This is a genomic window from Clostridium sp. DL1XJH146 (assembly GCF_054819755.1).
This window is the reverse complement of sequence record NZ_JBTVVN010000028.1, coordinates 1-24,163: the sequence shown is the minus strand read 5'-3', so window position 1 is coordinate 24,163 and position 24,163 is coordinate 1. Positions and strand designations below refer to the sequence as shown.

At 29.7% G+C, this 24,163-nt stretch carries 20 protein-coding genes; 18 read left to right on the top strand and 2 right to left on the bottom strand.

Translation table 11 applies throughout. The features are described 5' to 3' along the window. Positions 1-63: 63 nt before the first annotated feature. Entirely contained in the window at positions 64-1,086 is a 1,023-nt protein-coding gene (locus ACVHXK_RS13070; RefSeq protein WP_461206848.1) for a DUF2804 domain-containing protein, read from the bottom strand. Positions 1,087-1,394: 308 nt separating this feature from the next. Between ACVHXK_RS13070 and ACVHXK_RS13065 the strand changes: the two genes are divergently transcribed. The 14 genes from ACVHXK_RS13065 (at position 1,395) to ACVHXK_RS13000 (ending at position 19,470) form a co-directional block, all read left to right on the top strand. Further along, a complete protein-coding gene (locus tag ACVHXK_RS13065) occupies positions 1,395-2,204 on the top strand; it encodes a TIGR00266 family protein (RefSeq protein WP_461206847.1) in 810 nt (269 codons plus the stop codon). 286 nt (positions 2,205-2,490) lie between these two features. Further along, positions 2,491-4,509 carry a BglG family transcription antiterminator gene (locus ACVHXK_RS13060; RefSeq protein WP_461206846.1) on the top strand — a complete coding sequence of 673 codons (2,019 nt, stop codon included), beginning with the start codon at positions 2,491-2,493 and terminating at the stop codon, positions 4,507-4,509. 37 nt (positions 4,510-4,546) lie between these two features. Next, positions 4,547-4,846, top strand: a complete 300-nt coding sequence (locus tag ACVHXK_RS13055) for a PTS sugar transporter subunit IIB (protein WP_461206845.1) — start codon at positions 4,547-4,549, stop codon at positions 4,844-4,846. Between the two features lie 160 nt (positions 4,847-5,006). Further along, complete coding sequence (locus tag ACVHXK_RS13050; protein WP_461206844.1) at positions 5,007-6,314, top strand: PTS ascorbate transporter subunit IIC; 1,308 nt, start codon at positions 5,007-5,009, stop codon at positions 6,312-6,314. 68 nt (positions 6,315-6,382) lie between these two features. After that, a complete protein-coding gene (locus ACVHXK_RS13045; RefSeq protein ID WP_461206843.1) occupies positions 6,383-7,231 on the top strand; it encodes a sugar phosphate isomerase/epimerase family protein in 849 nt (282 codons plus the stop codon). Position 7,232: 1 nt separating this feature from the next. After that, a complete protein-coding gene (dhaL, locus tag ACVHXK_RS13040) occupies positions 7,233-7,862 on the top strand; it encodes a dihydroxyacetone kinase subunit DhaL (RefSeq protein ID WP_461206842.1) in 630 nt (209 codons plus the stop codon). A gap of 55 nt (positions 7,863-7,917) precedes the next feature. Continuing rightward, complete coding sequence (locus tag ACVHXK_RS13035) at positions 7,918-8,916, top strand: dihydroxyacetone kinase subunit DhaK (protein ID WP_461206841.1); 999 nt, start codon at positions 7,918-7,920, stop codon at positions 8,914-8,916. 102 nt (positions 8,917-9,018) lie between these two features. Continuing rightward, positions 9,019-9,864, top strand: a complete 846-nt coding sequence (locus tag ACVHXK_RS13030; protein ID WP_461206840.1) for a class II fructose-bisphosphate aldolase — start codon at positions 9,019-9,021, stop codon at positions 9,862-9,864. A 226-nt stretch (positions 9,865-10,090) separates the two neighbouring features. Further along, the gene (locus ACVHXK_RS13025) at positions 10,091-11,428 is read left to right on the top strand and encodes an L-fucose/L-arabinose isomerase family protein (RefSeq protein WP_461206839.1); all 1,338 of its coding nucleotides are present in this window, start codon (positions 10,091-10,093) and stop codon (positions 11,426-11,428) included. Between the two features lie 47 nt (positions 11,429-11,475). Next, the gene (locus tag ACVHXK_RS13020; RefSeq protein WP_461206838.1) at positions 11,476-13,653 is read left to right on the top strand and encodes a beta-galactosidase; all 2,178 of its coding nucleotides are present in this window, start codon (positions 11,476-11,478) and stop codon (positions 13,651-13,653) included. Positions 13,654-13,879: 226 nt separating this feature from the next. Next, on the top strand, positions 13,880-14,677 hold the full coding sequence (locus ACVHXK_RS13015; protein ID WP_461206837.1) for an HAD-IIA family hydrolase: 798 nt from the start codon (positions 13,880-13,882) through the stop codon (positions 14,675-14,677). 79 nt (positions 14,678-14,756) lie between these two features. After that, a complete protein-coding gene (locus tag ACVHXK_RS13010) occupies positions 14,757-15,917 on the top strand; it encodes an iron-containing alcohol dehydrogenase (RefSeq protein ID WP_461206836.1) in 1,161 nt (386 codons plus the stop codon). A gap of 290 nt (positions 15,918-16,207) precedes the next feature. Next, on the top strand, positions 16,208-18,730 hold the full coding sequence (locus ACVHXK_RS13005; protein WP_461206835.1) for an ABC transporter substrate binding protein: 2,523 nt from the start codon (positions 16,208-16,210) through the stop codon (positions 18,728-18,730). Positions 18,731-18,759: 29 nt separating this feature from the next. Then, on the top strand, positions 18,760-19,470 hold the full coding sequence (locus tag ACVHXK_RS13000) for a DUF2161 family putative PD-(D/E)XK-type phosphodiesterase (protein WP_461206834.1): 711 nt from the start codon (positions 18,760-18,762) through the stop codon (positions 19,468-19,470). Between the two features lie 45 nt (positions 19,471-19,515). On the opposite strand, the gene ACVHXK_RS12995 is transcribed toward ACVHXK_RS13000, so the two are convergent. Then, the gene (locus ACVHXK_RS12995) at positions 19,516-20,244 is read right to left on the bottom strand and encodes a lysophospholipid acyltransferase family protein (protein ID WP_461206833.1); all 729 of its coding nucleotides are present in this window, start codon (positions 20,242-20,244) and stop codon (positions 19,516-19,518) included. 170 nt (positions 20,245-20,414) lie between these two features. Between ACVHXK_RS12995 and ACVHXK_RS12990 the strand changes: the two genes are divergently transcribed. The 4 genes from ACVHXK_RS12990 to glgB all read left to right on the top strand — a co-directional run bounded on the left by ACVHXK_RS12990 (position 20,415) and on the right by glgB (position 24,053). Next, entirely contained in the window at positions 20,415-21,251 is an 837-nt protein-coding gene (locus ACVHXK_RS12990; RefSeq protein ID WP_461206832.1) for a CvfB family protein, read from the top strand. 340 nt (positions 21,252-21,591) lie between these two features. Next, entirely contained in the window at positions 21,592-21,825 is a 234-nt protein-coding gene (locus tag ACVHXK_RS12985) for a hypothetical protein (RefSeq protein WP_461206831.1), read from the top strand. Next, positions 21,825-22,013, top strand: a complete 189-nt coding sequence (locus ACVHXK_RS12980; protein WP_461206830.1) for a hypothetical protein — start codon at positions 21,825-21,827, stop codon at positions 22,011-22,013. The genes ACVHXK_RS12985 and ACVHXK_RS12980 overlap by 1 nt, the downstream gene beginning before the upstream one ends. 102 nt (positions 22,014-22,115) lie before the next feature. Further along, positions 22,116-24,053, top strand: coding sequence for a 1,4-alpha-glucan branching protein GlgB (gene glgB / locus ACVHXK_RS12975; protein WP_461206829.1), 1,938 nt, complete (start codon positions 22,116-22,118; stop codon positions 24,051-24,053). Positions 24,054-24,163 lie beyond the last annotated feature (110 nt).

Below are 24,163 nucleotides of genomic sequence, written 5' to 3'. Positions count from 1 at the left end.
AATGATAAATAAATTATAATTTATAAACCCCTGACTTTAGTAAATTTAAGTCAGGGGTTTTATTTACCATTTAGCGTAATGCTCTTCTGCGCAACCTTTTAGGTTTTCAAAATATATTGTGTTAGAATTATCTAAATTAATAGTGCCGCAAAATTCACCGATTATTTGATTAACTTTAGAATTGATAATTAGTGCATTAGTTTTGGCTACTCTTTTGAAAATAGGATAAAATTGTAAAATTATATCATTTGAATATTTGGTTTTAATAGTCCAAGGTTTCATTAAATTTTGAGGATCATAAATAAATATTACTTCTTTATATATTTTATACAAAATATTGTCAACATAGATTGCATTTTCAGTTATACCAGTGTTGTCTGTCCAAGTACCACCCAAATTAATTCCTATAGTTTTATTAGAATAGATACCAGAGCAAGTTGCCCAATTCCACATAGTATTATATTTCCATATACCCCTTCCAAAATCAAGGGAAGCGAAATCTCTTTCTTTAGAAAAATTGTAAATTTTGTTATTATACAGTATTGTACCTTTAATAGGTAGGCAGTTTTGTTTTGAAGTAAATTGAAATCTCTTTTTACTCCAAGGTATTACTACATTAAGGCTCTCTAAATTTTCTAGTCGGTAAGCTACTAAATCTACCTTTATATAATTATCTCCAAAATGACTACATTCTACTAGAATTCTAGTGTTATTATTATTATTTATAAAAGATACTTTTATTTTATTGTTGGTAAAGATCACAGAATCATTCACCCTGATGGGCATAGTGCAACCTCTTCCTAAGGGGGTAATAATTGTTTTTTCTATAAAGTTACCAGTATTAAAATCATACATATATATAAATACTAATCCTAAATAATCTATATTGGAAATAGTTGCAGAAAATAAGCATTCATTGCTTATTGCTAACCAATAGTTCCATTTTTTCTTTCTGAGAATATGGTGTTTCAAATTACAATTAATAATAGGAAATCGTGACCAGCCTATGGATTTTTCATTAAGTAAATTGTTATCATTACACAAATTAATAGGGTTAAATAGTTCTATTTCGCAATGAGTATTCATTTACAAAACACACCTTAAAAGAGTACTTATCTTAAAAATATATGCATATATTTTTAAGATAATACATTTATAAATAATAAGTGGCTTACTAAGAATTTTATAATTTAATATAAGAAAAATATGGAGTATATATTGTTTTTCGTGTCTTTTAAGAAATTACTACTGGATATATTTTAAATAATAAATAGCTAGTAGTCATAATCAATGGGAATACTGGTATATTGTGGAGAGTATAAATTATGGATTATAATTTTTAATATAATAATAAATAATGTATTAAAAATAAATGAAAATGGGAGGAATAATAAATGAGCGTAGCACATGAAATTGATTATCAAATTACAGGAGAAGAAATGCAATTTGTTGAAATTGAATTAGATCCAAATGAGAGTGTTTTAGCAGAGGCTGGAGCAATGATGTATATGGATGAAAAAATCAAAATGGAAACTATTTTCGGCGATGGTAGTGGGAAAAACGAAGGAAAAGGATTTATGGGTAAATTGTTCGGTGCGGGAAAAAGATTGGTCACTGGAGAAGGTCTGTTTATGACTGTATTTTCTAATGTAGTTAGTGGGAAAGCACATGTGGCTTTTGCATCACCTTATCCGGGTAAAATTATTCCTGTTGATTTGAATGATGTGGGAGGAAAGTTGATTTGTCAAAAGGATGCTTTTCTTTGTGCTGCAAAGGGCGTTTCTATAGGGATTGAACTTCAAAAGAAAATAGGAGTAGGTTTCTTTGGTGGTGAAGGATTTATAATGCAGAAATTAGAAGGTGATGGTCTTGCATTCTTACATGCCGGTGGAACTGTTGTTAGAAAGGAACTTAAGCCAGGGGAAACACTTAAATTAGATACAGGTTGTTTAGTAGCTATGACTCAATCTGTAAATTATGATCTTGCTTTTGTTGGAGATATTAAAAGTGGTATCTTTGGGGGAGAAGGATTATTTTTAGCAACGCTTCAAGGACCTGGGAGCATTTGGCTACAGTCCCTTCCATTTAGTAGAATGGCCAATAGGATATATTCAGCTGCAGGCAGTAATAAAGGGGAAACTAAAGGAAGAAGTAGTGCTCTAGATGATTTGTCAGGTTTGGCTGATTTATTTGGTAATAGGTAATTAAATAGTAGACTTGATAAGTATTCATTTTTACTCATAATTTATTAACCATAGAAGGATAAAATCTTCTATGGTTTTATTTTGTTTATTTTTATTTAAATTTGTTTAAAATAGTAGAAATGAATTAAGAAAGAATTAAAATAGTAAACCTTTTCACAAAACAGTGAAATGATTTACACTGGTATAGTTAAAGATATAATGTTAAGTTATAGATAAGGAAACAACAACTAATCAAAAAATTAAAATGATTGTTTGCTACTAGTTGCTAAGAATAGGAGGTAACTCATTGTTTTGTTTAAACTCAAGACAAATAAGTATTGTTGAAGTGCTTATTAATAAGAATGAACCAAGTAAATATGATCATATGTCTCAACAATATGGAGTTAGTACTAGAACAATAAGATATGATTTAGAATTAATAGATGGTTGGTTAAATGAAAATAAAGCTACATTAGTCAAAATACCAAGAAAAGGTGTGTTAATTAAAACTGAAGTTGATAGGGATGTGTTATTAGAAAAATTAAAATTCTTATCTGTAGGAAATAGAGTTTTATCTGATAAAGAAAGAATTAAATATTTGATTTTAGAATGTTTAATTAGTGAAAATCCACTAACTATTGAAGAGTTTAGTAATAAACTTTTCTTAAGTAGAAATACCATTATTAAAATTATTAAGGAAGCCAAACTTTATCTGAAAGGGTCTAAATTAAGTTTTGATAAAACACCAAAAGGTGGATTCTATATTGAAGGTAGTGAAAAAAGAATTCGCAAACTATTATTAAAGTTATTTTTAGACATTATTGATTATGAGAATTTAGCTAAAATATTAAGAGAAGAAGAATCTCTAGATTCAATAAATGAAAAAGTTGTAAACTATAGTTCTTATATAAAAATCAGCGAAATGAAAAAATTTGTTGAATATTTAACTGAGATAGAGGATGTTAATAATTATTATTTTATAGATGCTGATTTGGTTAAACTAATTTTATATGTTGAAATTTTGATTAGAAGAATTAATAGTGGAAATGTTATTGAAAAGAAATCTGATTCTATGATTGGAACAATAGAATATGAAATGGCACTTGAGTTTATTAATAAAATTTCATATTATAAAAGAATTCTTGTTACTCCAGGAGAAATTAATGAACTTGCAAAATATATTATTGAATCAAAGTCTTATAATTCAATAAAAGAATTAAAAAAAATGGATGTAACTGAACTAGCTGATGAGAAAATTATTTCTTCTACTAATAAATTGATAGATGAAGTTGAGAAAATTATAAATATTAAAATCAAACAAGATGTTCAATTGTTTAATGGCCTTGTAATTCATTTGAAAAGTGCTATGGCAAGGATAAATAATGAAAATCAGATTAAAAATGATTATTTAGATGAAATAAAAACTAACTATCCATTTGTTTTCCAAGTTGTAAGTGAAGTTATTGAGGATATGGGAAATGAGTTTGGTGGGAAAGTAAGTGAAGATGAAATTGCATATATTGCACTTCATATACGTGCAGCACATGAGAGAGTAAAGGAAGAATCTACTAAATTGACAGCTTTGCTCATTTGCCCAGAAGGAATATCATTTTTAAGTCTTATTTCTACTAAGATTAAAAAAGAATTTCCGGATTTGAATCTTATTGAAACATGCTCAGTATACGATTATCAAACTTTTAAGAAAGATGTTAATTTTATAATTTCTACAAAAAGATTGAATATTAAAGAAATTGATGTAATTGAAATAAGCCCATTTATACACAATGAGGATATTTATAAGATTAACCAATTGATGATTCAGTTAAATAAATTTAGACTTATATATAAATACAACTATGAGAAGAAAGGAGTGAAAATGCTTATGCTTAAAGACATTTTAAAAAAGGATTCCATTAAATTAAAAGTAGAGGCTAATAATTGGGAGGAGGCTGTTAGTAAAGCCGGCGAAATATTAGTGCAGCATGAACAAGTAAAACAAGCATATGTTGATAATATGATTCAAGCAGTAAAAGACTTAGGCCCATACATTGTTATTATGCCTGGTGTTGCCTTTGCCCATGCGAGACCTGATGAATCAGTTTGTGAAACATGTATGAGCATGATAACACTTAAAGGACCAGTTGAATTTGGAAGTAAACATAATGATCCAGTTCAGTTAGTATTTGCTTTTGCTGCAAATACAGGAGAAGAGCATTTGAAGGCACTGCAAGATTTGGCACAGTTTTTATCAGTAGAAGAAAATCTTAAAGCTCTTTCCAATGCAGAAGATTGCGACGAGATTTATGAAAGAATTATTAGGGAATAATAAAACTACACTATATAAAATTCAGGAGGGTATGTAAATGGCTAAAAGATTAAGAGTATTAGCAGTTTGTGGATTTGGAGTTGGAACAAGTTTGATTTTAAGGATGAATATTGAGACAGTATTAAAAAAACACGGGATAGCGGCTGAGGTTACTAACTCAGATATTACTACAGCTTCTTCTGTTCCTACAGATGTTATTTTTACATCAGCTGAGCTTTATGCTCAACTTGAAAGCAAGGTAACTGTACCTTTAATTCAAATTAATAATTTTATGAACAATACTGAAATAGAAGAAAAAGGAATACCAGTAATAGAAGAGTTAACTAAGAATATGTAATAAATTAGATATTAAATTAAAATGATTTTAGAGGACCTTTCTTTATAGGTAGAGTATTTTAAAATATATTTAACTATAAAGAAGCGGGCTCCTTTAGAATATAAATGCCATAATTTTATAATTATGGACAAAAATACAAAAGATATAGGGGGTAAAAATTATGACTTTTATCAGTTATTTAACTAACAACATTTTTAAACAACCACCAATCCTTTTAGGTGTAATTGCAATGGTGGGATTATTGCTTCAAGGTAAAGGAGCTAGTGACGTAATTAAAGGGACTTTTAAAACAATTATTGGAGTTATTGCATTATTCAAAGGTGTTAATATTATTGCAGGAGCACTTTCGCCTTTAGCTGGAGCTTTTTCAACTTTATATTCAGTGCCAGAAGCAAATCAATTTGATCCTGCTGCATGGGTAAACTTTATAGGTGACTATGGTAGTCAAATTGGTGTAGTAATGATATTAGCTTTCATAACTAACTTAGTAGTTGCAAGATTCACTAAATTTAAGACTATATTCTTAACAGGACACATTTTCTTTTGGATGTCATATATTTTCATCGCTGGTGGAGTTGAAGGTGGTTTAACAGGTACAGGACTTATTATATTTGCAACAATTTTCTTATCAATATATATAATAGTTGTTCCTACACTTATGAGACCTTTAGTTAAAAAGGTTACAGGAAGCGATCAGTTCACAATTGGACATACCACTGCGATTTTCTGCTTTATAGGAGCTGGAGTTGGTAAATTAGTTGGAAACAAAGAAAAATCTACTGAAGATATAAAAGTACCAGAATACTTAGATTTCATTAAAGAAACTACAATTTCTACTTCATTAATATTATTTATTACCTATATAATAGTAGGTTTAATAATTGGAGGAGAAGCTAGATTAGAAGTATTTGGAGGAGCTATAGGAAGTATTGGAACTATAGGTGGTATGCAATATGATTTATTCTCATTCAGTTTAATGGCTGGATTAACATTTGGAGCTGGTCTTACAATTCTACTTACAGGTGTTCGTTTAATGCTTGCAGAAATTATTCCAGCATTCAAAGGTATCTCAGATAAATTAATACCAAATGCTATCCCAGCACTAGATGTTCCTATGATATTCCCATATGCACCAAATGCATTAACAATTGGATTTTTAGTAAGTATGCTTACTAGTATAATTACTATAGTTATAATGGCAGCAACAGGAACAATGACTTATGCAATTATTCCTCTAACTGTAGCATGTTTCTTCGATGTAGCACCAGCTGCTATATTTGCAAATGCTTACGGTGGTAGAAGAGGTGCCATAGTAGCTAGTGCAGTAAGTGGTGTTGTTATGGTATTACTTGTAGCAATTGCTATGCCTGCTTTATTCAATACTGTTGCAGGATTTAACCAAGCTTTTGGAGGAAATGATTTCTCTCTATGGGGTGCAATTAGTTCATTCGTAGCTAAACTTTTTTAAAATAAATATTTAATATGACACACACTCAGTGTGTGTCATATTTTTAGTAATAATATGGAGGTGGGAAAATGAAGTTTGGTATACATTTATCAACTTTTACAAAAGAATGGTCAGAAGATGTTTTAAAATATTTACCTACAGTAAAAAAATATGGTTACGATGGCGTTGAATTTCCACTTATGTCGCCAAAAGATTTTGATGTTAAAAAGGCTAAAAAGTTATTAAATGATAATAGTTTATTGTGTACCTGTGGAACTGGAATGAATCCTTCAAGAGATATATCTTCAGAAGATGCTAGTATTAGAAAAAATGGCATTGACCATCTTAAAAATTGTATTGACATATGTAATGAATTGGAAAGTGATGCTTTAGCAGGCGTTTTGTATGCACCCTGGGGACAATTTAAAACAAGAAGTGAAGGAAAAGATGATATTAAAAGAAGTCTAGAAGCTCTAAATATAATGGGTGAGTATGGCAAGGAAAAAGGTGTAGTATTAGCTCTAGAAATTCTTAATAGATATGAAACATATTTTATCAATACAGTTAAAGAAGGAAAAGAATATCTTAATAAAATTAACAGCGATAATGTGAAATTACATTTTGATACATTTCATTCTAATATTGAAGAAAGAAATTTATATTCGGCAATAACAGAAGGTGGAAAGGATATTTATCACGTACACTTTTGTGAAAATAATAGAGGAATACCGGGTACAGGAAATATAGATTGGAACAGAGTAAAAGATGGGCTTAATAAAATAGGATATGATAGATGGATTACTTTAGAAAATTTCGTCATGCCTGAGTGTGGTGTAGGCAAGGATGTATATATATGGAGAGAAATAGAAAAAAATGGTGACAAAGCAGCAAGAGAAGGTATTAAATTCATGAGAAAACTATTCCAGGAGGGAAAATAAAATGTTAAAACCAATGGAAGTAAAGGAATTATTGATTAATATTGCTGAAATGTACATAGAAAAAAAAGAAGAACTTTCAAAATTAGACGCGGTTATTGGTGATGGTGATCATGGTATTACCATGGCTAGAGGTGCTAAAGCAGCAAAAGCTAAATTAGAAACAATGGAAAATGGAACTTGTAGAGATTATTTTAAAGCTTATGGTAGAACTTTAGTTTCAACTTTAGGTGGAGCTATGGGTCCATTATTTGGATCAATATTTTTAGAGCTATCTAAAGCCTGCAAAGAAAAAGATACATTTGGGTTAGAGGAACTAAGTGAAGGAATAAAGAATGCAGAGTTTAAAATCTGTGATTTAGGTGGAGCTAAGCTAGAAGATAAAACAATGGTGGATTCAATTCATCCTACAGTTTTAGCACTTGTAAAGGCAGTAGAAAAAAATCTTGATTTCAAAGAAGGTGTGGATTCAGCTGTTTTAGCAGCAGAGGAAGGTGTTAAAGCTACAATCCCACTTAAAGCAAAAAGAGGAAGATCTAAATATCTTCAAGATAAATCAATAGGACATCAAGATGCAGGAGCTACATCTTTTTATTATTTAATGAAAGAAATTCAAAAATATATAGAAAAATAATTTTAAATTTAAAATAATAGAGACATTTTTATTAAATTTATGGGGAGTGATTTTAGTGATATCTAAGAAATTTATTAATGATCCAGATAATATAGTTGAAGAAACAATTGAAGGATTTTGCAAAGCATATAGTGATAAAATAGTAAAATTACCAAATAGTAACGTGGTTGTTAGGAAGAATAGTGAAAAAGGTAAGGTTTCTGTAGTGATAGGTAATGGGTCAGGACATGAGCCAGCTTGTATCGGTTTTGTTGGTAAAAATATGCTTGCAGCTAATGCTTATGGTGGGATTTTTGCTGCACCAGGACCAGATACTTTGTATGCTGCAATAGAAGAGACAGACACTGGAAAAGGTGTGTGTGTGTTGATTTCAAATCACGCAGGAGACGTTATTAACTCTAAGATGGCAATAGATATGGCAGAAGATGATGGATTTACTTGTAAGGGAGTTATTCTGTATGATGATATAGCTTCTGCTCCAAAAGATGAGCCAGAAGAGAGAAGAGGAACAGCGGGAACTATGTTTAGTTATAAGATAGTAGGTTCTTATGCAGATGCTGGACATGATTTAGATGAAGTTGTAGAGATGGCACTTAAGGTAAGAGACAATACAAGAACACTTACTGTTGCTACTGTACCAGGTACTTCACCAATAACTGGATATAAAATGTTTGAAATAGAAGATGATGAAATAGAAATAGGTATGGGAGTGCATGGAGAAGCTGCAGCACATACTATGAAAATTGCAACAGCAAAAGAAATAGCAAAGGTTATGTGTGAACAGTTGATTGAAGATAAACCATATGTAGAGGGCGATGAAATTGCTGTATTAGTTAATGGATGTGGGCAAACTACTTATATGGAATTATTAATTTTCTATAACGAAGTTGAGAAGATTCTTAATGAAAAAGGAATGAAATCTTATAAGCCTGCTATTGGTAATTTTATAACTACTCAAGAAATGGGTGGAATAGCCCTTGCTTTCTGTAAATTAGATGGAGATATGAAAGAAATGTGGGCAGCAGAAACAGATGCTCCTGGATTTAAAATTTAGAACAATTAGCAATTAGCAATTAGCGATTTGCAATTAGCAATTATTCAAAATACAGTCAAGATAAAAATATGTATAAAGATATAAATAGGAAGGTGAATAACTATGAATTTAGTTTCTATGAAAGAATTACTTCAAGAGGCAGAAAAGAATAATAATGGAGTTGCTGCTATTAATGTGAGCAATATGGAAACTGTAAAAGCTGTGCTAGAAGGTGCGGCAATTACAAAGGCACCTGTGATACTTCAAGTTGCACCTATTCAAATAAAAATTCAAAATATTACTTATTATGAGATAACCCAAATTGTAAAAATTCTTAGTGAAAGATATGATACTAAATTTGCACTTCATTTAGACCATGCAGAAACTGTAGAAGAATGCAAGGAAGCAATAGATGCAGGATTTACTTCTGTAATGTTTGATGGGTCAAAGGTATCATTAGAAGAAAATATAAAATATTCTAAAGAAGTAGTTTCTTATGCTAAAGGAAAAGGCGTAACTGTAGAAGCAGAGCTTGGTAGAGTAGCTGGTGCTGAAGGAGAGTCTGATGATTCTATAAAATCATTATTGACAGACCCTTCAAAAGCTTCATATTTTGTAGAAAATACAGGTATTGATTGTCTTGCAGTATCTATAGGAAATGCTCATGGAGAATATAAGTTTGAACCAAAGCTTGATTTTGAAAGGCTTGAATCAATATATAGGGCAGTGGATATTCCTCTAGTCCTTCATGGCGGAACAGGCATACCAAATGAAGATATTAAAAAGGCAATAAAACTAGGTATTAAGAAGGTTAATTTCTTTACAGAGGTTGATGGAGAATTTGTCAAAGGCTTTGTAGGTGCATATAACGAAAATAAGAAACTTTATATGATGTTTGCTCAGGAAGCAGGAAGACAACAAATGATGAAGAGAGCTATTAATAAGATAAAACTCTGTGTGGAAGATTAGTTTTATTTTTAATAGTGTGAAGTGTGAAGAGTGAAGAGTGAAGTGATGGATGATTTCCTCATTCTTCTGAAATATTTTAATTAAATAATACATTTTGCATAGCAAAATTATCATTAATTTCACATTCCACACTTCTCACTAGTATGAAAGCAATCACTTTATTTTATAAATAATAATATAAGTATAAACAATATTTTTAAATATAGCAAAAAAAAGGAGTGATATCGTGAAAATAGGATTATTATCTTTTGGGTTCCCCAATTTCAGATATGATATAGCAGAGGGATATTTAAAAACTTCAATTGAAAAACTACAAAGTGAAAATTACGAGCTTATTTGTAAAAATAACATTTTAATAGATGAAGATAAAATTGAAAAAGCTTTAACAGAATTAAGGGCAGAAAACATTGACCTTCTTATTATTCAATGTGGCACATATTCTTTTGGAAGTGCTATGACGAAAGTAATTGAGTTGTTTAGAGAGATTCCTTTATTGCTTTGGGGATTTAGAGAACCTTATGTTGAAGGATTTAGAGGGTTGCCACTTAATTCATTATGTGGACTAAATATGTATGGTAGTTTTCTAAAAAAAGCAGATAAAAAATATAGTTATGTTTATGGAAGTATTGATGAAGAGCAAGTATACGAAAAAATTAATAATACTATAAGAGCTATAGAAATAAAGACAAAATTAAATAAAAGTAAATTCTGTATTATCGGTGGAAGGGTACCAGGATTTTATCTTTCAAACGCAGATGAACTTCGCTTTAGATTTGAGATAGGACCTGAAATAAAGTATTATTCTATTGCTAGTTTGCTAAATGATGCTGAAAAAATTGATGATATGCGAGTTGAAGCTGAAGTTTCTAAAATGAAAAAAGAAGTAGATGTAATTACAACTAGAGATGAAATGCTTAAAAAGTCCGCTAAAATCTATTTGGCTATAAAAGACTTTAAAGAAGAGAATAAAATAGATGCTTTTACAATTAAGTGTTGGCCAGAATTCCAGTCACTTTATAATTGTTCTGTTTGTGGTGTAGTTTCAAGACTAAATAATGAGGGCATTATGACTTCTTGTGAAGGGGATATTACTGGTCTTGCTACTATGTATATACAATATTTGATATCTAAAGAGCCTAGCTTTTTCGCTGATTTAGTAAATATTAATGAAGAAGGAATTGCTAAAGTATGGCATTGTGGACCAGCTCCATTGTGTTTGGCTAAAGAAAATTGTACTACAAAATATATAGAACACCCAACAATAAAGCAAGGTATGGGATTTGCCACTGAATTTAAACTTAAGCAAGGAAGATTGATGATGATTAAACTTAAAGAGGGAAAAGAAAAATATCAATTGTTTATGGCAAAAGGTACTGGTATTGAAGAAGATAGAGACTTAGTCGCAAATCAAGCAGATATAAGATTTGATTCAGATCCTGAAAAAGTTATAGATACAATTATGAATTATGGAATAGAACATCATTATGCCATTGTGTACAAGGATATTGAAAAAGAATTACTAGAAGTGTGCAAGTGGTTAGACGTAGAAATAATTAAAGCATAATAGTGTAAGAAACTTTACAATAACTAAAGCATAACAGGAGGATAAATATGAAACAAGATAAATTTTTATATGCAGCAGGATACTACCCTTTAATGCATGAAAAAAAGGACTGGAGACATGACTTAGAATTAATGAAAAAGTCAGGCATAAATTTAGTTCGTACAGCTGAGTTATTTAATACATGGGATCGTATTGAGCCTGAAAAAGGAAAATTTAACTTTGAATTTTTGGACGAGTTCTTCGATTTATGTAAGGAATATGAGATAAAAATATTATTAGGTACAGGTACAGCTTCTCCACCATATTGGATTCATAAAGAATATCCAGATGTTAATATATTAAACAATCACGGTGAGCAATATCCTAATAATGTATCTTATACGTGGGCATGTATTGACCATAAAGGATATTTGATGGAAAGTGAAAGATATATATCCGTACTTGTAAACAGATATAAAGACCACCCAGCTTTGCATGCATATCAGATTCATAATGAAATAGGTTATCCTTTTATGCCTCTTAAAGAAGGCGAAATAGATATTTATTGCTATTGTGATCATACGCAGAATAATTTTAGAGCTTGGCTTAAGGAAAAATATAAAACTCTTGAAGAGTTGAACTTTGCATATAGATGGGGAGCAACCAATACGTGGCATAGTACTTGGGAAGAAATTGAACCTCCAAGAACAAAACCGGCAAGCTGGTCAAGTGTTACTAGATGGCTTGATTGGAGACTGTTCTCAATGCAAAATTACGTTAATTTTGTTAGCTGGCAGAACAAACTTATTAAAGAAATGGACACAGAGCATACAACTACTACAAATATATTTTTCTTGAAATCTCAAGATCCACTAGGAGTTTTGATTGCCTTAGACCAATTTGAAATGGCAAAAGTTGTAGATTGTGTAGGCTATGATTTGTATCCAGGTAGTGGAAATAAATTAGATAAAATGCCTGAATTTGCATCTATGTTCCTAGATATGGCAAGAAGTACTTCTAAACCACTTGGAAAAGATTATTGGCTTTTAGAAACAGAAAGTGGTCCTATAAATGGATGGGTAATGGGTCCTAGCAGAAATGTAAAAGGCTTTGATCTAGTTAGAAATGTATTTGAAGCAATAGCTCATGATGCAAAAGCAACATTATATCAAGGCTGGAGAGAATGGGAATTCCAACCTATTCACTGGGGTGCTATAGTTGATTTAGATGGTAATCCTACAGAGAGAACTGATGCGGCAGGCAAAATAGGTGCTATATTAAATAAACATGGAAAAGATATTGTAGAGGCTAATAATCCAAAAGGAGATATAGCCATATTAATATCGAAAGAAAATGCTATAGTTATGAATGGAATGGGACAAGAAAAATTCCTTTTATCAGCAATGAGAGGAGCTTATACTGTCTTTTGGGAAAAAGGATATACAATTGATTTTGTTACTCCAGAACATATAATTAACGGGTATGCAAATGATTATAAAGTTGTCTTTGCACCAATGATGGCTGTAATTGATGAAAATTTAAGTAAAGGCTTAGAAAAATACGTTCATCAAGGTGGTATATTTATAGGTGGACCAAGATGCGGAATGCTTGGTAAAAATGGCTGGTATAATCATCAAGTACCATGCTTTGGATTGAGTGATGTATTTGGAGTTAAGATAGCAGATACAGATACTAAATCAAATACAAATGTAACTTTCGAAAGCAAAAATTATTCAGGTTACTGGCATAAAGAAATTCTGAATATTACTGGAGAGAGTACAGAAATACTCGCAAGATTCTACGATGATTCTCCAGCAGTTACATTGAATTCTTATGGTAGTGGATTTGGATTATTCTTTGCAACACATGCAGAGGTAGCTTATTTGGAAGATGAGTCATATTTGCTTTGGGATATTATTGATGAAGTATTATTAAGCAAAGGGGTAGTGCTTACTATAGAGCTTGATTATACAAATAAAAAAGGTAAGGAAATTGATGGTCATTACTTAGAGGGCCCAGATTATGGCTACTTATTAATAACAAATTATCAATCAAAAGAGCATTTAGGTTTATTTGTAAATGGCAAAAAAACAGTTAGAATAGCACTTAATGTAGAGAAGCAATATTCTAATGCAGTTGATATAGTTACAGGAGAAGAGTACAAATTAATTAGTGAAGATGGAAAGTTGAAAATAAATGCCTCTGTTACTAAAAATGAAGTATTACTTCTTAAATTAAGTTATTAATTGTGGTAATTAATAGATGTAGAAGATTTTCATTATGAGGGTAGAAAATCTTCTTTCATCTATATACTGAGAACTATAAACTAGAATAGATGGACTGCGAACTATGCACTATTAACTTTGCTGCAAACTGTGAACCGTAAACTGTGCACTATGAACTATGAACTATGAACTATGAACTATGAACTATGCACTGTGCACTGTGCACTAATTTTAGGAGGTTTATTATATGAAAAACATTAAAGATATAGAATGCTTTTTATTAGATATGGATGGAACTTTTTATTTGGGAGATAAACTTATAGATGGTTCTTTAGAGTTTCTAGAGACACTTAAGAAACAAAATAAAGAATTTATGTTCCTTACAAATAATTCATCAAAAAACAGATATGCATATCAAAAGAAATTAGCAAAAATGGGTTGCGTGGTTGAGCCTGAGCGAGTTTTTTCATCAGGAGAAGCTACAACAATTTATTTAAAAAGCAGAAAAGAAGGAGCAAAAATATTTTTGCTAGGAACTCCTTTGTTAGAAGAAGAATTTACTAAGGCTGGTTTTGAATTAGTAAAGGATAGAAGTGTTACTCCTGATTTTGTTGTGCTAGGATTTGATACAACATTGACTTATGAGAAATTATGGATAGCTTGTGACCTAATTAGAGATGGAGTAGAATATATAGCTACGCACCCTGATTTTAATTGTCCACTTGAAGAGGGTAAATTTATGCCTGATACAGGCGCTATGATTGAGCTTATATGCGCATCTACTGGGAAAAGACCTTATGTAGTAGGAAAACCAAATAAGACTATAATAGAATCTTTATGTGCAAAATATGGTTATGACAAATCAAAAGTTGCTATGGTTGGAGATAGATTGTATACAGATATTAAAACAGGTGAGAATGCTGGAATTACATCAATTTTAGTATTATCAGGAGAAACAAGTTTAGATGACTATGAGAAATCTGAAATAAATGCTGATTTTGTATTTGAATCCTTAAAAAATATTGATGAAGAACTGAATAAATAGATAAATAGATAAATAAATAATAAACAAATAGATAGTAATTAGAATAAAAAAGTGTACTGCTAAAGAGAGGGGCAAACTAATGATTAATTTCGGATTTTATTTAAGTACAAATGTTGATTTTGGTGTTGGGAAAATTCAAGACCTTAGTAATTATATTAAACAATTTGGGTATAAAAGTGTATTAGTTGTAACAGAGAAAAATTTAATTAATATCGGATTAGTTCAGCCAGTATTACAGCAATTAGAAGAATGTAATGTAACTTATAGAATTTATGATAAAGTAGAACCTAACCCTGAGATTAGAATAATTAATGATGGAGCGGAATTTTTTAAAGAGCAACTATGTGATTTTGTTATTGGATTTGGTGGTGGAAGTAGCTTAGATACAGCAAAAGGTATTGCAGTTATGGGTATTAATGAAGGTAGTGTATATGACTATTTAGATGGACGAGGAAGTGAAAAGAAGGATATTAATAAGGCATTGCCTTTGATTGCTATTCCAACTACAGCAGGAACAGGTTCAGAAGTATCTATGTATTCGGTTATTACTGATGAGAAAACTAGAATTAAAGATTCATTAACAAGTGCTAATATTTACCCTAAAGTTGCTATTGTAGATCCTGAAATAACTATGAAACTACCAGCTAAAATGACTGCTTTTACTGGTTTAGATGTATTAGGACATGCGCTTGAGGCATATACATCATCTATAAATAACGCACTTACTGATGTATGGGCATTAGAAGCAATAAAACTAGTATTTGAAAATCTTCCAGAAGCGGTACAAAAGAGTACTATTGAATCAAGGGAAAATATGGCTTTTGCTTCTGTAATGGCTGGTTCGGCTATGAGCCATTGTGGTGCAACAATTCCTCATGGACTTGGATGTCCACTATCAGGACATTGTCATCTTCCACATGGACTGACTGTTGGCGTGCTTCAAATTCCAATGATTGACTACAATAGAGAAGCTCTAAAAGAAGAATTTTATAAGGTAGTCAAATATATTGACCCATCTCTGAATATTTCAAAAGAGGAAGCAGCAGATAAATTAATTGAATTAATTAAGAAGTTATTTAAAGATATAAATGTAGAGCTTAAATTGGACGGAAGTTTAATAGGTGATATAAAGATAGGTGAAATGATAAAGGATGCAGCAATTCATGGATGTACTGGATTGAATGCTGTGGCTTTGACAAATGAAGATATCGAAAAAATATATAATAAAGTAATTTTATAAGAATTTAAAAACTACTTATATAATAAAAGAGAGGGGAAACCTTCTCTTTTATTTGCGTATATTTAGTTTGAATTTAATAGTGACAATATTGTTATTTAGAAAATTTGTTTAATCTTAAACGAATTTTAACTAAATATTCTGTAAAATATAAAAATTAATGATATAATTATAATGGCAATTTAATTGTAATATTATAGCGAAATAAGTAGTATTTTATGAGAAATCTATAATTTTATTTTTAAATTTATAAATACGTATGCTTTTTACGAAAAGTGAGGGTGGTTATTTGGATGAAAAAAATATTAAAACGGACTATTTTAATCTTAATATTTGTTATGTCATTAGAAATTATATCTATTACTTTTAGTCCCAAATTTGTTTATGCAAAAAATCAAAAGAGAGTTTTAGTAATAAACTCATACAGTATGAGCTATCCAACCACACAAAGTCAAATAGATGGAATAAAAGCAGTTTTAAATTCAACTGATACTGTTATTGATGTAGAGTTTTTAGATAGCAAAAGATTGAATACTACGAAGAATAGCGAAAATTTTTACAGATCATTAAAGTATAAAATTGAATCCTTTGATAAATATGATGCGATAATTGCATGTGATGATAATGCCTTGTTGTTTACAGTGGAGCACCAGGAGGATTTGTTTAATAAGATACCTATAGTGTTTTTAGGTGTGAATAACGTAGATTTGGCAAAAGAAGCCAGCAAGAACAAATACATAACAGGTGGAATCGAAACACTTTCAATGAAAGAAACTATTGAAGTAGCTCTTTCTATAAATAAAGAAGCCAAAACAATATATGTAATTCGTGATGATACTAAAACAAGTGAAGGAAACTTTAAAGAATTTAGCCTACTTAAAACTGAACTTGAAAATATAAATATAGAAGAAATTAATTTAAAAAATTATACATATGAAGAGTTTGCTAATAAACTTGCTACTATAAATAAAAATGATATTGTGTTATTATTATCAGCTTTAGTTGATAAAAGTGGGGAAGTGTATGATTTTTATAGATCTTTAGATTTGATAAATGAAAATTGTAAGGCGCCTATTTTCCATTTATGGGAGCATGGTATAGGACAAGGGTGCTTAGGTGGAGATGTTATAAGCCACTATGAACTTGGAAAGCAAGCAGCTACAATAGTACAATCTGTTTTTAATGGAGAAAAAATTGAAAATATTCAATTAATAGAACATAGCACTAATATTTTTACATTTGACTATAATGAAATGAAGAAACATGATATTAGAAAATCAGACCTTCCAAGTGGAAGTGTAATTATAAATGAAGAAGTATCTTTTTATAAAAAAAACAAAGAGATAGTATTTACTACGATAAGCATTCTAGTTATCTTATCGTTGATAATAATAATTTTGATAATTACTATAATTAACAGAAAAAAAAGTGAAGAACAATTAAAACAAAATAATCTTGAACTTTTTAATTCGCGAAAAGAAATTGAAGAATCTAAAGCAAAATTAAAATCTCAATATGATAGATTGTATCAGTATGCCTATTTTGATGAATTAACAGGTCTTCCTAATAAAGCTAACCTAAATGATAAAATTAGTAAATTAATAGATGCTGAAGATTTTAATAATAAATTTGCTATACTATTCATTGGATTAGATAATTTTAAGATTATAAATGATACCTTTGGCCATTCTGTGGGAGATGAAGTAATCAAAATAATTGGTACTAGATTAAAAGGAGTAAATATTCAAAACAAATTTGTTTCAAGATTAGCTGGGGATGAATTTATTATATTAATAGAAAATTGTAATAACACTTTTGAAATTAAAGACGAAGTAAATAAGATACATAAATTATTTAAAAAGTCAATTGAATCGAAAGGAAATAAGTTTTATGTGTCCGTTAGTACAGGGGTTTCTTTATATCCCAAAGATGGTTTATCAGTTACTGACCTTTTGAAAAATGCAGATGCTGCAATGTATAAAGCTAAAATTAATGGTAAGAATGGTAACCAGTTTTATAGACAATCAATAAATGAAGATTTAAGTAGAAAACTAGTAATACAAAATGGCCTTCATAGTGCTCTTGAGAATAATGAATTTAGTTTAGTATTTCAACCACAAATAGATATAAAAATAGGACGAATAGTTGGTTATGAGGCATTAATAAGATGGCATAATCCCAAAATGGGCTTTGTATCACCAAATGAATTTATTCCAATTGCTGAAGAGAATGGATTAATAATTGATATTGGGAACTGGGTATTGGAACAATCGTGCTTATTTGCTAATAGGATTAATAATATAGTTGAAGAAAATATAGTTGTTTCAGTAAATATATCATCAAAGCAATTGATGCAAGATGATTTTGTATCAATTGTACAAAATACTTTAGATAAATATAATGTTAATACTGAACTAATAGAATTGGAAATTACAGAAACAAGTTTAATAGAGAACTTTGAGTATAATGCAGAAAAGCTTTTGAGTTTAAAAGTAATGGGTTTTAGGATTGCGCTTGATGATTTTGGTACAGGGTACTCATCTCTTTATTATTTGAGTAAATTAAATATTGATACATTGAAGATAGATAAATCCTTTATAGATGATATATTAATTCAAGATAAGAATAATTTAACAGAAGCTATAATTTTAATAGCTCATAATATAGGACTTAATGTAGTGGCAGAGGGTGTTGAAGAAAGTTTGCAACTTGCTACGCTTAATAAATATAGGTGTGACTATGTACAAGGTTATATTTTTAGTAAGCCAGTTTATGAAAATCAAGCTATAGAATTACTTAGTAAAAAATATATTTAGTATAATTTATTTTGAAAGAGGAAAAAGTAGTGAAAGAATCGGATATGTATTTGCCAGTAAAAGAACTATTTGAGGGTTTGGGATATAAAGTCAATAGTGAAGTTAATAGTATGGATATAACAGCTGTAAAAGATGAAGAGTTAGTTATTATTGAAATGAAAATTATGTATAATGTAAAACTTCTGATACAAGCTGCAAAAGGACAAAGACTATCTTCAGAAGTCTATGTAGCTATACCAAGACCAAAGCATCAAAAAAAGAATTTAAAATCTATAAAAGATAAAGAATATCTGTTAAGAAGATTAGAAATAGGTCTTATTTATGTGGCAATGGATATACAAAAACCGTATGCCCAAATAGTTTTTACGCCTAAGCCTTTTGATAGAAAGAAAAGTATCTCTAGAAGTAAGAGTAAAAAGAGAATTGTTATGAAAGAGATTAGTGAGAGACATGGAGATTATAATATTGGGGGCAGTACAGGTAGAAAACTAGTAACTGCTTATAGAGAAAAAGCTTTATTAATAGCAGGTCTTTTGAAAAAACATAGTGAAATGACAGTGAAAGAGATTAGAGAGCTTGGAGCTGGGGAAAAAGCTTTATCAATTTTGAACAGTAATTATTATAGATGGTTTGAAAGAGTAAGTAGAGGGAAGTATAAATTAAGTGAAACAGGTGTAAAAGAAATAGAAGAATATAGTGAAATAATAAATATGTTAATTGAAGGAATAGAGAATAAATAAAAACATAAAGGCTGTACCAAGCAACATTTGGTGCAGCCTTTATATTTAATTAGAACTGTGAACTATTTCTTCAAGGGATGCTTCAATTATATTATGAACGTAGGTGCTTAAATTCTTTTTTTCATCAGTACTTAGAGTATCTGTGTAAATTGGCTTGTGAACAACCATCGTAGTTGAATTTCCTGTTACATTATTACCAACTTCTAAAACGTTATAAGTTCCATTAACGGTTATTGGAACAATAGGTACTTTAGCTTTTAGAGCGAGTTTCATACTACCTTTTTTGAAATCAATCATTTCTGATTTTAAACTTCTTGTGCCTTCTGGGAAAATTATCATAGAGTAACCATTTTTTAAGTTCTCTATACCTTGGTTTATAGCTTTAACACCTTCTCTTATATTGCTTCTATCTATAAAAACAGAATGAATATGATCAAACCAATTTCTTAATACAGGTATTTTGCGAGCTTCTTTTTTTACAATAAAACCTGCTGGTTTGTTGATGTTTGCGTAAATCAAGAATCCATCAAAAATTGCTTGATGATTAGATACAAAAAGACATGGACCATCCGGAATATTTTCTGAACCTATGACATTTGTTTTTGTTTTTGTTTTTTTCAGTATAAAAACACAAGCTTTTTTAGCTTTATTAAAAATATACTCTTCAGCTAATTCTGGCGATTTTTTCATTGTAAAGAATATTTTAGTTTTCATTATAATGGTTTGAAATAGTACAAAAAAAGCAAAGTAGGTATACCATAAAATTTTAATCATTTAATTTCTCCTTTAGTTTAGCTTTAATATTTATTATAGTAGATATTTATATTATATATTATTTTAATTCAAGAATACAAACAATAAAATAATACTTTTATGAATTTACTATTGACACATGTTGATTTAAGTTTAAAATTGTAGTATAACGTGCAATAAAGGAGAAAAAAATGATTGAATTAGGAAAAGTACAAAAGTTAGTAGTTATTAGAGAAGTATCTATTGGAGTGTATCTTAATACAGAAGAAAATCCTAGTGAGGAAGCTGTATTATTACCTAGGAGACAAGTACCGGAAGATATAAAAGTAGGAGATGAAATTCAGGTATTTATATATAGAGATTCTGAGGATCGTTTAGTTGCTACTACAAGAACACCTTATATAACTTTGGGAGAATTTGCTCTATTAAAAGTAATAGAAATAACAGAAATCGGCGCTTTTTTAAATTGGGGACTAGAAAAAGATTTGTTGTTACCATATAAAGAACAAATTTTAACAGTTAAAGAAAGAGAAGAATACTTAGTATCTTTATATATTGATAAAACTGATAGATTATGCGCTACTATGAGGATACATAGTCTATTGTCGGATGATTCTCCGTATAAAGTCGATGACAGGGTAGAAGGTACAATTTACAGTGTTAAAGAAGGCATAGGAATATTTGTAGCGGTTGATAATATGTATGATGGTATGATTCCAGCAAGAGAAATGTTTGGAGAGTTAAAAAGAGGAGATAAGATTAACGCTAGGGTAACAAATGTTAAGGAAGATGGGAAATTAGATTTAAGTATGAGGGAGAAAGCTTATATTCAAATGGACATAGATTCTGAGGCTATACTTAAAGCACTTAATGAAAATGATGGTGAATTATCTTTAAATGATAAAAGTTCACCAGATGAAATAAAGATCAGAATGAATATGAGCAAAAATGCTTTTAAAAGAGCTGTTGGCAGACTTTTAAAAGGTAAAAGAATAACTATTACTGAAAATGGTATAAAGTTAATTTAATAGATAATTTTGTGCAGATAGTTATACTTATATAAAGGACAACTTTAGATTTTGAGATGTTCATCTTATGGTAGATAGTTTGAATAATAAAAACTGTTTATTTCAATAAGGAGCGTATCATTTTAGAGTTGTCTTTTTGGCTAGTTTAAGTTCTTAAAGGATGATTTGTTTATGAAGTTTTTTTACATTATGGTATAATTACGTCAATAGTAATTGAAAATTGCAAAGTCTTAAATTATTTTTCTTTTGAATTGTAAGTAGTATTATGATTTTTATGTGTAGAGATTGGGAATTTACAGTTGCACTAATTTTTATAATAATATTATAGAGGTGAGAACTTATGGGTTTGAAAAAAGTGAAATTTATAACTAATATTTATTTTTTAGTAGCAATCTTAGTATCAGCATATGCTTTACTTAAAACTTACTATTTTGATAGAATAGGATTGCCAGAAGGGGTTTGTCCTGTAGATAATAATAGACCTTTGATGTATTTGAGTATAGGGTTGCTAGTAACGTATTTCATTGGAACTTATTTTATAGAAAAAAAATTAAAGAATGAAGAGGAAAAATAATGATTGTAAAAATATATCTTAAAAATAGAAAAGAACCATTAATCTATATAGGAGATAGAATTGATATACTAGATTTTGAAAGAGAAAAAACTATTTACAAACAAATAAGGTTTTTTAAAAAAGGTTTTAGTAGAAGTGAATATATCCCTTCTAAAGATATCAAAAAGATTGTTGAAAAGAAAAATTAGGCTTGTTTATTTCAATAATATGTAAAACATGATAAAATAAACATACTTAAAAAAAGAGATTAAAATGATAAAGCACATTATTAAGAAAAGTAGGTGATTTAAATGATTGAAAAAAAAATAGAATTGTCATCTTTTAATAAACATTCTTTTCACGAAGGGACTAATTTTAAAAGTTATGAATTTATGGGTAGCCATGTAGATGTCGTTGATGGAATTAAAGGTGTAAAATTTGCGGTATGGGCACCTAATGCAATAGAAGTAAGAGTAGTTGGTGATTTTAATAATTGGGATGGTACGAATTTTAAGATGGAGTGCAATGAAGAAATTTGGACAATATTTGTTGAAGAAGTGCTTGATGGAGCTGCCTATATGTATCAAATTTTTTCAAGTGAAGATATATCTGTATTAAAAGCAGACCCTTATGCTTTTTCCTCACAATTAAGACCTAAAAATGCATCAGTTGTTAAAAAAATAGAAGGCTTTATTTGGACGGACCTAGAATGGAGAAAAAATAAAGAACAAATTGACATAATAAATAGTCCTATAAATATCTACGAAGTTCATCTAGGATCATGGAAACAGCATAATGATGGAAGCTTTTTTACATACAAAGAAACAGCGGATGAATTGGTACAATACGTATCTGAAATGGGATATACGCATATCGAATTAATGCCTATCATGGAACACCCTCTGGATGATTCTTGGGGATATCAAATTACAGGATATTATTCTGTTACAGCTCGTTATGGAAAACCAAAAGATTTTATGTATTTAGTTAATAAATGTCATGAAAATGGTATAGGAGTAATTTTAGATTGGGTACCAGGTCATTTCTGTAAAGATGAGCATGGACTCTATAAATTTGATAATACTCATCTTTTTGAGAATGATAATCCATTAGTTGCAGAAAATTATGATTGGGGAACTGCGAACTTTGATTTTAAAAAGAAAGAAATAAGTACTTTTCTAATTTCTAATGCGGTATTTTGGTTTGAGTTATATCATATTGATGGGATAAGAGTAGATGCTGTTGCAAATATGCTTCACTTGAATTATGGAAAGAAGTTTGATACCACAGTAAGAAATGAGTTTGGTGGTGTTGAAAATCTTGAAGCTGTAGAATTTTTAAAAAAGTTGAATCAAGTTTTATTTGAGTATTTTAAAAATCCTCTAGTGATAGCAGAAGATTCAAGTACTTGGCCATTGCTAACAAAACCAACTTATGTAGGTGGTGTAGGTTTTAGTTATAAATGGAATATGGGTTGGATGAATGATATGTTAGAATATATGAGTCAAGATCCTGTTCACAGAAAATGGTATCATGATCTTATAACCTTCTCTATAATGTATACTTGGTCGGAAAATTTTTTGTTGCCGTTGTCACATGATGAAGTTGTGCATGGGAAAAAATCACTTATAGATAAAATGCCAGGAGATTATTGGAGAAAATTTGCTAATCTTAGAGTTTTTTATGCATATATGATGGGTCATCCGGGTAAAAAACTCCTTTTTATGGGTGGTGAATTTGGACAATTTATCGAATGGGATTTCAAAAAAGAACTTGATTGGTTCTTAACAAATTATCCTAATCATAAAAAGATGCAAGATTATGTAAAGGAACTTAATATATTATATAGGAAGCATTCTGCACTCTGGGAAGTAGATCATTCCTACGAAGGATTTAATTGGATTGATCATTCTAATATTGACCAGAGTATTGTTTCTTTTAAAAGAATAGGAAAAAATAAAAATAATTATTTGATTTTTATATGCAATTTTACTCCTGAAGTTCATTATGATTATTCTGTAGGTGTTTCTGAAAAAATATGTTATAAAGAAATTTTTAATACTGATAGAGAAAAATATGGTGGGTCAAATCAAATTATTGGAGAAACACTTTATGCAAATAAGGAAAAGTGTAATAATGAACCCTATAGTATAAAAATAAAGGTTCCACCATTAGCTTGTGTAGTATTAAAACCGTATTATAAACCTATAAAACAATCGAAAAAAATAAAAATAAGAGGAAGCATATAATGATATTTATTCTCTTTAAAGTAGTAAGTTTTGAAAAGGGGCTGTCTCAGAATAAATTCTGAGATACCCCTTTTTTATTATATTTTTCTTTCGTAACATACTAAAATTTA